Raw genomic sequence first — 11,918 nt, 5'->3', positions numbered from 1 at the left:
GGAAACTATTTCTTTGAGGTTATTATATTTTAACAGTTAAGAAAACAATCCATTCTCATATTTTGGAAAGTAAAGAGATAACTGTTTTTCTATGGGGGTTTTTTGGTTTTTTTCCTGTGAAGATATAACAAGCTCTTTTTCGTTTTGTTTGAAAGTATATTGCCTCGTGAGCCTATGATACTCTTTTTGCATCAATGTTCGGGGTTCTATATTGCCATTTTGAAGCTGAAAACATTCTTTTACGTCTTTCCATAAATTACGTGTACGTTTGCTGATTATTTCAAATGATTTACCCACCCAGTGAGCGAAAAAATCATCACAAACAACTTGCTTAAAGTCGTATTTATTTATAAGGTCAATTATTTTATAAAAATGGGTTTCTCCCTCTGCATATCTAGGATAGTCAAGTTTTTTAGTAGCATTAGAGCAACCCCATATTTTACCCAAAATAGGACGTTTACCGAACTCTCTTTTCGTCATGTATTTAATGATATAATTGCCTATATTTTTTAGTTTTCTGCCTTTCTTATCACGTTTTAAGCTATGTACATCAATGGTATTAGGGTTGCGGTGTCCGTACTGTTTTTGAAAAGTGTCTATATATCCCAGCTTGTCAAGTTGTTTATTCCAAAGCTTCCTATGAACTGTCCAATCAATCCACCTATCTACAAGTAGATGAAAATGTATATTTCCATTTTTTTGGGCTTCCGCTTTCCAAACGTAATGCTTGACACCGTATGTTTTTTGAAGATTTTCGATGTAACGTGTATGGGCTTTTCTTAAAACTTTGTCGCTATGCACTTGTTTTGACGGAAGTGTAAGGGTAACAAAAGCAGGGTATTGCTGTGTTTTGTAATGTATATTTTTATCTCTAGAAAAAATAATGGTCGATATCATGCACTCAACAGCTTTACGACATTTCTTAACCTGTGATTGCGACAAGGTACCTAAATCTTTGATTTGCTTGCCTCTTTTAGCCATTGTCATTTGGTGCAATTGGTGTTTAAACTCTATTGTTTCAATTACATCTAAGCTATTTTTTTTTGTTAGGTGTTTTATAGCCTCGGAATAAGGTGTTTTTGCATTTTGTTTCAATGAAGAAGTGTCTCCGTTTCTTGAAAACGACAAGTAACTCACATCGTAGAATTGTGTAAGTCCGTTATTTTTAACGATAAAGGTCGCAGGTGCGTTCATTTAAGGGGGCGATGTGAAATCAAAAATTCTCAGCAACCACAGGGGATTGCTTCGGATTTTCGATTTTCCCGTTATGTTTAGCCAAGCCAATAGAAGACGCCCGTTATCACGGACATCTAGACTAGTGATAACGGTTAATTGTTGTTAAATAATTGTAATTGGTTCGTTTTAGGCTGAAATAAAGACGTTTGCTGCTCCTTACATTGCCATGGATTTAACATGTTGTCAAAGCTTCTGTAATCGCAAAATAAATAACGTTCACAGATACGTTTTTTAACTTCAACGAAATCGGGATGATGTTTCAACATTCCTTTTTCTAGTTCTTCAAGAGTAAAGGTAATCGGATGACCTATTTCTTGTAAGACGTCGTTTACCCTATCTAGGATATATATACGCCTGTTTTCCCATGTTATTCTGTCTTTTGCAGGCATAATTAAGAATGTTTTTTGTTTAAGCCTGGAACTGACATTTTTACTGCAGTAAAATTGTCATATCTAGAAGAACGACTTAAGGTATTTTTATAATAACTATAAGAACAAGAATGTAAACAAATCCAATGAGGTAAACCAGAGTGTTTATCAAAGCTGCCGCTTTGGTGCATATATTTTCTATAGCGTTTTTTACCGCATTTAACACAAGTAGAACGAGACATAATACTATAATTTATACACCAAAGTGCGTTTGTTAAATGTCCTGATAGTACCGTCGAGGGTTTCGGCTTCGCACACATCATCGTATATACATACCATGTTCATGATGGTAGCACATGGCATACCATTGCGAGATTTTACAAATGTGTCGCCCTGCTGTAATGTATGTACAGGTACGACTTCGGGTTGAGGGTTGAAATATGACATAAAATTTTTATTTTATGTTCATTTCACAAACTAAGCTATATCTAAAATAAGTTCTGAATGAATGATATCAACATCTGTTTTAGTAACCTTTTTCATACCGTCTACATCAGTAAGCAACAAATCAAAATCTGTTTTTAACCTTTTTAATTGCTTTATTTGAACTCTGATTGAGTGATATTTTAAGTTATATCTATTATGAGACCTTAATAACTTTCTGTAAAATTCCTGTTGAGATTGGATAAAATTAAAAAGCTTGTAAAGCTCTGTACCTATCTCAACAGCAATACCTGAAGTATAACCCCTTAAAACCCTCCAATATCTCTCACAATAATAATCTATATCATTTCGCTTTTTCTGAAAATTGACAAAGCTAATAATATCAACACATGAGATATTTAATTCGTAGAGAGAAGATAAATAAGAACCAAGCTCTTTGTATAATTCGGTAGATTCTTTTGAAAACTTTGAAAGCCATCTTTCAGCCTTTTTCTTGTTAGAAAAATAAAACCTTTCACCGTTAGAATTAACAGTTAAAAAATAAGGCTTCTTTTTGTGTGGCTCATGACAGTAGTCACGGTAATCTTTTATACTAAAATTAATTGACATTTTTCTCTTTCTATTTTGAGAAAAAAGTTACAAAGATATTTGGAAAATAAAAGGGGCAGGTGTAGGCGAAGTTGTCTTAAAAATACGTTAACACCTTAAATAATTGGAAATTTCTATTTCTATAATATTAATTATAGTACATTTATGTAGTAATTTCTGTATAGCCGTATTTCAGGCTATTTACACATAATTGTAGATATAGCGCCTTTAGGTCTATATCGTCAACAATTATGTTAAAAGAAATTACGGCTTATCGTTTTAGATTCTATTTGACAGTTGTAATTCTATTCTAAGCATATGATAATCGTGTATTCGATAAAATGCACGTAATAAAAAATTTTAGACGATTCTCGTAAGCTTGCCACAAGAGTATAAAATTTTCCCTGGCTCAAATCCACGCTTTAAAATTTCTATACACTTGTTCACTATAGAACTATAATTAAACATTTTTAGAGTTTGCATTTCTTTTTGTCTTGATACAAAAAGAAACAAAAAAATCAAGGCTGCACAAACCTTTGGAAACAATATAAGGCTCATTCGCTATATTTTAGAAAACATTGGAACGTTTCAAGATTGCTTAGAACTTGCTTTAAAATTCTGAGATTATTAAGAGTATCTATTGCTAGCCCTCTAAAATATGCACGCTCATTCGCCTATTGTTTTAACCAAAATTTTATAAGGCCAACAAAACCATTAGTAAATGCAAAAAACCACCTTTATGGTGGTTTTTTGTTATATTAAAGAACCGTTCTAGCCAAATCTACTAATGCCCCATTTAACTTGTATTCTAGTGGAGCATACAGGAATCGAACCCGTTTCTGTTCAGTCTTTTCATTCCTAACATCAATAGGAAATATTTTATAATTTAATAATAATTTTAGTTTTAAAGCAGGCATTTAAGCCTGCCTTAAACTACTTCAATTACCTATCCAACATCTGAATATCCATCATCATATATGATTTCAATTATTTTATCATCTGTTAGGACTCTTAATCTGCCATTTAAATGATCTGTTTTATAATCAACTAATAGTTTACCAAAATGGATCGTCCAATTAGTCAAAGATACTTTAGACAAAGGATATTGAGACTTAATATCCCTTATAAGTATTTTACCATCTTTACCTGTAGGACTCACATCCTTTAGCATTTCGGTATCGTTGCTTACAAATTGTCTTATTGCATATCTATAAAAACAACTTACATTTTTTCCTGCTGAATTTTCTAATCTAACAATATTTTTAGGCACAAAAATTATTGGCTTACCAAAGTATTCAGGTAGTTCAACTTTTTTATTCAACCATTTTAGCGTATTAATATCAAAAATGTCTTTCTGTACAAAGTTCTTCATAGGTATTTTATGAATCCTACATTGCTCTTGAGTAAACTCAATTAAAACAGATTTAATAATTTTAGTTGTAATATCAGAAATTCTGTCAGAACTAATATCTTCAAAAAACAATTCAATATCGGCAAAGTGGCTTAAAACACCTGTTTTTACTGCTATATTATTGTAAATTGTGTCCGATATTCTTTGTCTTAATTTATTTCCAACTGAATTTCCATAATCCTTATTAAACGCATAACCCAATCTTGTTTCATTAGGCTCACTTAATCCTGATAATAAGTAATCTGCACTACTAAAAGATTTTTGTTTTACGTTTTTCAGTAATTCACCCCAGAAAACTTCTAAATGCTTTTGCATTTTTTTCGCTAAAGGTGTTCCCAAGCTTTCTATCAACCTTGGATCTACAAACAATAAGTTGTCTGTATTTAATTTGATATCAACAAAGTCTAATTTTTGTTGTTGATATCCTAACTTATAATATTCTGATATATTCATATCTCTATATATGTTTTAAAATTGTTACGCATTAACACTATTGTTAATACTTATTTAATAAAAGCACTTATTTGCTTTTTTATGTTTCTTGATATTTCAAAATTTACTTTCTAGGATATGAAATTTTTAATTTATATTTATTTTAACATTGTTATTAACAATTTATTTTTATATTTGCACACTGATAACATGGAAAATTATCTTTAAATAAACTTTTAAAACTTATAAATCGCTAATAGATAAAGGTCCTAAGCCTCTAGAATTAGAATTATTTACTTGTTTTAATTGCAACAAACAATAGTTGAATTTAGCACAAAACTCATGCCAAATGTCTTATTTAGGACATTATGGCATTTTTTATGCGTTTTTACTAAATATTTACTGACGAAAGCGTTAAAAAATCATTAAATGACAGTCCTATAGCATTTTGGCATACTAATCCATTTCATACACATTTTGCTACCACTCCTCTGCCCTTTCAGCAAAAAGCGTATTCCATTATAGTTGTAGAAGAAGCTTTTAGAATAATTTTTTTTAAGAAACTGTTGTATATATAATTAACACATTAGCGTTTTATATCTATTTGTAGTCATGAAATAAACAGGAGAAAAAAAAGCGAACCGAAGTTCGCTTAATGTTTAAACGTTTTCATCTAAAGGAACACAGATAGGAAGACCGTGAATATTACAGTAAAAAGGCCCTCCTGTATAGCAACCTAAAGCAGGGTTAGGTGTTGGGCATTCAGGATCAGTATTCCCTCCGTTAATTGATAGTTGTTCAGTTTTGTTTAAAGTAGTTCCTAAGTTTAAGATATTCTTTAACATAATTTGAAATTTAAAATTTATGAAAACTAGGTGTTTGATAATTAAATCTCTGCAGCACATTCGACATGTGGTGCGCAATAAACAATTTCTCCACCAAGTTCACTACAACGAACTAAATCACTGAAACTGTAGATAAAACAATAGTAACCACCACCATTAATAGACTGTTGTTGACCTTTACTTAAAGTCTGACCAAGATTTGAAATGTTCTTTAACATAATTTGAAATTTAAAGTTTATCAAAACTAGGTATTCAATAATTAAAGAAACGTAAAAAAAACGTAAAAAAAGTAAGGAAAAGCCTTATTTAACTAAAATTAATAAACAAATCTTAAGACCATAAAAGATCTAATATGCCATGCTTAAAAACAGCGTACAAGCTCCCGAAGCTTTGGGATTAACCTCTAGCCATATTTAATAACTTGACGCTTTACTGCTTAATTATAACTTTGCCAATAATTTTTCTGCTACTAGTTCTGATGATGCTGGATTTTGTCCTGTAATTAGAAGACCATCTTCAACAACGTGTTCTTGCCAATTTTCTGTTTTACTATAAATTCCTCCATCCTTTTTTAGTTCATCTTCCACTAAAAAGGGTACGACAGATACTAAATTCGAGGCTTTTTCTTCTGAATTCGAAAAACCTGTTACTTTCTTTCCTTTAACAAGAGGTTCTCCATCTATTTTCGCTTCTTTGAATACAATAGGCGCATGGCATACAGCTGCTACTGCCTTATTGTTTGTATAAAATGCTTCAATTAAAGCCGCAGAATCTTTACTTTCAGATAAATCCCATAAAGGACCATGACCTCCTGGGTAAAAAATGGCGTCGTAATCAGCTTCTTTAACTTCGCTCAACTTCATGGTGTTTGCCAAGATAGCTTGTAACTCTTCGTCTTCATTAAAGCGACGTGTAGCTGGGGTTTGCGCATCTGGTTCGTTACTCTTTGGGTCAATTGGTGGTTGTCCTCCTTTCGGAGAGGCTAAGGTGATATCGACTCCTTTGTCCTTCAACAAATAATAGGGAGCTGCAAATTCTTCAATCCAAAATCCTGTTTTTTTTCCTGTATCTCCTAGTTCTCCATGACTTGTTAATACAAATACTACTTTTTTCATATGATTGCTGTTTTAAAGTTATCTCAAAATTAACACATAAAGTCTGTAAAAAATCAATATATGGCAAAAAAGGGCAAATGAATACCGTTTATATTGTATTCTTTTGCATTTATACTCATTACTTATTCAGGTAAAGTTCTTTACAAAGGGAAACTTTTACATTGGGAATTGAATATTAAAGTAGTGTTTCTAAATAATGTTCTTCTATCTGATAGCTGTTTTTTAAGTCTGAAATTTTAGTCTCAATACGTTTTTTATCTATTTTTTTTGAGGATTTTGCACCTATCAGCATTACATTTTTACGGGTATGCTCATTACTAATAAATTCAAAAACCTTCGTAGTGTAATTATTTTTTTCCAAAATTAGTGCACGAATAGTATCTGTAACCATTTCAAACTGACGTTCTTTAAAAATTCCATATTTTAATAAGGGACTCTCCTGCTCTTTTCCTTTTACTTGTTGACGAATTTGTTTGTGACAACACGGAGCGCAAATAATCAACGCTGCTTTTGATACTAAGCCTTTGTAAATTGCATCATCTGTAGCAGTATCGCAAGCATGCAGTGCGATTAAAATATCTATTTTATTGCTATCATACTCTTGTATAGGTTGTGCTACAAAAAGCAATCCTTTAAACCCACATTTTTTAGCAATCGTATTGCAATAGTCAACCAAGTTTTGTCGCAATTCAATGCCGGTTACACTTGCCGTATATCCTTTTTGATTGACTAAATAATCGTACAGGGCAAAGGTTAAATACCCTTTTCCTGAGCCCATATCTACTATATTAATATGTTCAGGTAAGGTAACCGCTTGTATTTGTGCCTCTATAATTTCTAAATACTTGTTGATTTGACGGTATTTATCTGCCATCTTAGGAATTACTTTTCCTTCTTTATCAGTTACTCCTAAATGGTATAAATAGTCGCTATTTTTAGCTCTTTTCTCCTTGGGTTTATCATGGGTTTCAGGGAGTTTGTTCTTAAAACTAGGCTGGGTAGTTTTATAACTTACTTTTTTCTTTTTAGAAATAAACACTAACAAATCGTTTTCTAGCGTAAATAATGTTACCGCCCGAAACTTTTCTGAAAGTAAATGGGTTAATTCTTCAACGCTTTCTTCAAATGAATAGTTTTTTGTTTGATCGTTTGTTTTGTATCGATATAAAAACTGAAAATGGTTTTCTCCTCTTAATTCAATTTGACGCACATATACATTAGCGAGTTCTTCACTTTTATGAATTGGTTTACTCAAGGTTAATTTAACAAAATTATTTTTTTGTAAACTGGCTTGAAACTCGGTAAAAAATTGGTGTAAGGCTTCTTTCATAATGCAAAAATAGACAATCGAGTTTGTTTTATTGCAAAACTGTGAAAATGACTTTGAAATCTACAGAAAAAACCATGTTGGTTGAGTCTATAGGTGCTAAATCAATTATTATTAGTAACACTAGCACATCATCATTAAACACCTGCCTTCGCTATTTTTAATGTCGCTTTTTTAAAACTTCTTCAATATCCGTTAGTGTAAAACCTTTGGCTTTTAACAAAATTAAATAGTGATATAACAAATCGGCTGCTTCATTTTTAAATAGTTCGTCGTTATTATCTTTTGCTTCAATAACGACTTCTACAGCTTCCTCTCCTACTTTTTGAGCTACTTTATTTATCCCTCTTTTAAAGAGTTTATTGGTGTATGAGCTTTCTATATCATTATCTATTCGGTCGGCAATAACGCTTTCTAACTCGTATAAAAAGCCTTTAGAGGTCTCTTCGGCAAAGCATGAAGTGGTTCCTTTGTGGCAAGTTGGACCGACAGGAGTTGCTTTTATTAATACAGTATCATGATCACAATCGACCTGAATATCTTTTACCCATAAAAAATTCCCAGACTCCTCACCTTTTGTCCACAGCCTGCTTTTACTTCGGCTATAAAAAGTAACTTTTCCTTCTTTTTGTGTTTTAGTAAAAGCTGCTTCATTCATGTATCCTAGCATTAACACTTGCAAGGTGGTATGGTGTTGAATTACGACTGGAACGAGTCCATTTCCTTTTGTAAAATCTATATGCATCGTATGGCTATGTTTTGTTTTTTTAATTCATTTTTTAGGGTTGGTATGGGTATTTCTCCAAAGTGGAAAATACTCGCTGCCAATCCGGCACTGGCTTCAGTTTTTGTAAAAACTTCTGTAAAATGGGCTACTTTTCCAGCGCCTCCTGAGGCTATGACAGGAATATTTACGGCAGAACTCACTGCTTTGGTTACGTCAATATCAAATCCGTTTTTAGTTCCATCACTATTCATGGATGTTAATAAAATCTCACCTGCGCCTAATCGTTCTACTTCTTTCGCCCAACGAACGGTTTCGACTTCTGTTTCAAAAGTGCCTCCTTTGGTAAACACTTTCCAACTTCCGTTTACAAATTTACTATCTATAGCAACTACCACAAACTGACTCCCAAATCGGTTTTTTAAATCGGTGATGAGTTGCGGATTTTTAACTGCGGAAGAGTTGATACTCACTTTATCGGCTCCTGCTTGTATTAATGCTACAGCATCTTCAACAGTACTAATTCCTCCACCAACAGTAAATGGAATATTAATTTCTTGAGCAATTTTTTTAACCAATGCTACCAACGTTTTTCTATTCTCTAAAGTCGCTGTAATATCTAAAAATACCAACTCGTCTGCTCCTTGCTTTACATATTGTTTTGCCAACTCAACTGGATCGCCTGCATCTCTAATATCTACAAAATTAACTCCTTTTACAGTTCGTCCGTTTTTTATATCTAAACAGGGTATGATTCTTTTTTTTAACATGGTTTAGCTTATAAATTCTTGTAATTCTTTTAGACTGATATTTCCTTCATAGATGGCTTTTCCTACTATAGCTCCTTCACAACCTATTTCTTTTAAGCGGTGTAAATCGCTCATCTGCGCTACGCCTCCACTAGCGATAAGATTTACAGTCGTTTTACTCAGTATTTCTAAATACAAATCTACCGACGCCCCTTGTAACATGCCATCTTTGGCTACATCTGTACAAATAACATTCGTAACTCCTGTTTTTTGATATTTTTTTATAAAGTCCACCACGTCGATTTCTGAAGTTTCTAGCCATCCGTTGGTGGCTATTTTTCGATTCTTACAATCGGCTCCTAAAATTATTTTATCGCTTCCGTATTGGGTAAGCCATCCGGTAAATGTATCGGGGTCTTTCACGGCAATGCTGCCTCCTGTAATTTGAGAGGCACCACTTTCAAAAGCGATGCGAATATCTTCATCTGACTTTAAGCCACCACCGAAGTCGATTTTTAAATTTGTTTTTGTAGCTAGTTGTTCTAATACTTTGTGGTTGATAATTCTACTAGACTTCGCTCCGTCTAAATCAACTAAATGCAAATATTGAATTCCGTTTGCCTCAAATTCTTTTGCTATTTCTAACGGATTCTCATTGTATATTTTTTTTGTATCGTAGTCGCCCTTGGTTAGGCGTACACACTTTCCTTCTATGATATCTATGGCGGGTATAATTCTCATGACTCTTACTCTAATTTGGCTGTTGGTTGTTGTTTCTAGTTTCTTGGCTCTTGTTTCTTAGCTCTTGTTTCTTAGCTCTTGTTTCTTGTTTCTTGTTTCTTGGTTCTTGACTCTTGGTTCTTGGCTCTTGATTAACTTAGTTCTAAAAAATTCTTCAATAATTGCGTCCCTACATCGGCTGATTTCTCTGGATGAAATTGCATGGCGTAAAAATTATCGCGTTGCATAATGGTACTAAAAGGAAGGATATAATCGCAAGTCGCCACTGTGTTTTCACATACTTCGGCATAATATCCATGTACGTAATACACATCATCATTGAGGGTTATATTTTTTAGCAATGCTGCTGATTTCAATTCTGAAAAATTATTCCATCCCATGTGAGGAACTTTTTCTTTGGGTGGAAATTGCTTTGTTTGTGCATTAAAAATTCCCAAACATTTGGTATCTCCCTCTTCAGAAGATTTGCACATTAATTGTAATCCCAAGCAAATTCCTAGCACTGGTTGTTGTAAAGAAACAATTAATTTATCCAAGTTTCTTTCTCTTAAATATGCCATCGCCGAACGCGCCTCTCCTACTCCTGGAAATATTACTTTATCGGCTGATGTTATTTCTGCTGGATTATCGGTAATTATACTTTCATACCCCAAACGTGTGAGCGCATTTTGTACCGATCGTATGTTGCCTGCATTGTATTTTATAATCGCTATCATATTTTTATTATAAATTAGGATTTTTCAATTACGAATTAAATTTTTACACGTAGTAAGTAATTCATAATTTTAAATTCTTAATTATTTATAGAAGTCCTTTTGTCGATGGTAAAATCATCTTGTCAACATCTCTTTTAACGGCAACTTTGATGGCTTTTGCAAATGCTTTGAAAATAGCTTCTATTTTATGGTGCTCATTCGTTCCTTCTGCCTTGATATTCAAATTACATTTGGCTCCGTCGGTAAACGATTTAAAGAAGTGATAAAACATTTCCGTAGGCATTTTTCCTATCATTTCTCGTTTGAAATCAGCTTCCCAAACCAACCAGTTTCTTCCGCCAAAATCAATTGCTACTTGTGCCAAACAATCATCCATCGGTAAACAAAATCCGTAACGCTCGATTCCTAATTTGTTTTCTAATGCTTTGTAAAACACTTCTCCTAAGGCTATGGCAGTATCTTCAATTGTATGATGTTCATCTACTTCTAAATCGCCCGTTACTTGAATGTTCAAATCCATTTGACCATGACGCGCTATTTGGTCTAGCATGTGGTCGAAAAAAGCAATCCCAGTATCAATATTACTTTTTCCTGTTCCATCTAAGTTTACTGCTATTTTTATTTGGGTTTCATTGGTGTTTCTCTCTATGGAAGCAGAACGGTCTTCTAACTTTAAAAACTCATAAATAGCATTCCAATCGTTGCTTTCAAGAGCAATAAACTCATCTAATTCTGCTCTTTTTACCGTAATCTCATCTACACCTAAAAAGGTTTCATCATTGATATAAATAGCCTTACTTCCTAAGTTTTTAGCCAATTCTACATCGGTTAAACGATCTCCTATGACAAAGGAATTCTTCAAGTCGTATGCTTCAGAAAAATATTTGGTAAGCAACCCTGTATTCGGTTTTCTAGTAGGTTGATTGTCTTTAGCGAAAGTGCGATCAATAAGCTCTTCTGAAAACTCAATACCTTCTTCTTTCAAGGTGTTCATTATAAAGTTGTGTACTGGCCAAAAGGTGCTTTCTGGATATACCTCTGTTCCTAATCCGTCTTGGTTGGTTACTAGAACCAGTTCAAAATTGAGTTCTTTGGCTATCTTACTTAATCCTTGAAAAACTTTTGGGTAAAATTGTAATTTCTCAAACGAATCTGTTTGTTCGTCGGCGGGTTCTTTAATTAGGGTACCGTCTCTATCTATAAATAATACTTTTTTCATCGT

13 protein-coding genes are annotated in these 11,918 nt (G+C 33.1%); all 13 read right to left on the bottom strand.

The genetic code is table 11. From position 1 onward, the window contains the following. Positions 1-36: 36 nt before the first annotated feature. Positions 37-1,095, bottom strand: a complete 1,059-nt coding sequence (locus P8625_RS02900; protein ID WP_279652002.1) for a rolling circle replication-associated protein — start codon at positions 1,093-1,095, stop codon at positions 37-39. A 233-nt stretch (positions 1,096-1,328) separates the two neighbouring features. Next, complete coding sequence (locus P8625_RS02895; RefSeq protein ID WP_279652001.1) at positions 1,329-1,625, bottom strand: hypothetical protein; 297 nt, start codon at positions 1,623-1,625, stop codon at positions 1,329-1,331. A 456-nt stretch (positions 1,626-2,081) separates the two neighbouring features. Continuing rightward, the gene (locus P8625_RS02890) at positions 2,082-2,657 is read right to left on the bottom strand and encodes a hypothetical protein (RefSeq protein WP_279652000.1); all 576 of its coding nucleotides are present in this window, start codon (positions 2,655-2,657) and stop codon (positions 2,082-2,084) included. A gap of 925 nt (positions 2,658-3,582) precedes the next feature. Then, on the bottom strand, positions 3,583-4,500 hold the full coding sequence (locus P8625_RS02885) for a hypothetical protein (RefSeq protein WP_279651999.1): 918 nt from the start codon (positions 4,498-4,500) through the stop codon (positions 3,583-3,585). Between the two features lie 638 nt (positions 4,501-5,138). Beyond that, the gene (locus P8625_RS02880; RefSeq protein WP_279651998.1) at positions 5,139-5,324 is read right to left on the bottom strand and encodes a hypothetical protein; all 186 of its coding nucleotides are present in this window, start codon (positions 5,322-5,324) and stop codon (positions 5,139-5,141) included. Between the two features lie 41 nt (positions 5,325-5,365). Continuing rightward, positions 5,366-5,542, bottom strand: coding sequence for a hypothetical protein (locus tag P8625_RS02875; RefSeq protein ID WP_279651997.1), 177 nt, complete (start codon positions 5,540-5,542; stop codon positions 5,366-5,368). 222 nt (positions 5,543-5,764) lie between these two features. Continuing rightward, positions 5,765-6,439 (bottom strand): type 1 glutamine amidotransferase domain-containing protein, encoded by a 675-nt coding sequence (locus P8625_RS02870; protein WP_279651996.1) that lies wholly within the window; start codon positions 6,437-6,439, stop codon positions 5,765-5,767. 175 nt (positions 6,440-6,614) lie between these two features. Then, positions 6,615-7,694 carry a class I SAM-dependent methyltransferase gene (locus P8625_RS02865; protein WP_279651995.1) on the bottom strand — a complete coding sequence of 360 codons (1,080 nt, stop codon included), beginning with the start codon at positions 7,692-7,694 and terminating at the stop codon, positions 6,615-6,617. Between the two features lie 232 nt (positions 7,695-7,926). Then, positions 7,927-8,511, bottom strand: coding sequence for a bifunctional phosphoribosyl-AMP cyclohydrolase/phosphoribosyl-ATP diphosphatase HisIE (gene hisIE, locus P8625_RS02860; RefSeq protein WP_279651994.1), 585 nt, complete (start codon positions 8,509-8,511; stop codon positions 7,927-7,929). After that, positions 8,502-9,260, bottom strand: a complete 759-nt coding sequence (hisF, locus tag P8625_RS02855) for an imidazole glycerol phosphate synthase subunit HisF (RefSeq protein WP_279651993.1) — start codon at positions 9,258-9,260, stop codon at positions 8,502-8,504. The genes hisIE and hisF overlap by 10 nt, the downstream gene beginning before the upstream one ends. Before the next feature lie 3 nt (positions 9,261-9,263). Then, on the bottom strand, positions 9,264-9,980 hold the full coding sequence (gene hisA, locus P8625_RS02850; RefSeq protein ID WP_279651992.1) for a 1-(5-phosphoribosyl)-5-[(5-phosphoribosylamino)methylideneamino]imidazole-4-carboxamide isomerase: 717 nt from the start codon (positions 9,978-9,980) through the stop codon (positions 9,264-9,266). Positions 9,981-10,111: 131 nt separating this feature from the next. Then, positions 10,112-10,696: an imidazole glycerol phosphate synthase subunit HisH gene (gene hisH / locus P8625_RS02845; protein WP_279651991.1), complete on the bottom strand. Its 585-nt coding sequence runs from the start codon at positions 10,694-10,696 to the stop codon at positions 10,112-10,114. An 85-nt stretch (positions 10,697-10,781) separates the two neighbouring features. Next, complete coding sequence (gene hisB, locus P8625_RS02840; protein WP_279651990.1) at positions 10,782-11,915, bottom strand: bifunctional histidinol-phosphatase/imidazoleglycerol-phosphate dehydratase HisB; 1,134 nt, start codon at positions 11,913-11,915, stop codon at positions 10,782-10,784. Positions 11,916-11,918: the final 3 nt, after the last annotated feature.

The organism is Tenacibaculum tangerinum (genome assembly GCF_029853675.1).
Classification (GTDB): domain Bacteria; phylum Bacteroidota; class Bacteroidia; order Flavobacteriales; family Flavobacteriaceae; genus Polaribacter; species Polaribacter tangerinum_A.
The sequence above is the reverse complement of the archived record's forward strand: the minus strand, read 5'-3'. Positions and strand labels throughout refer to the sequence as shown.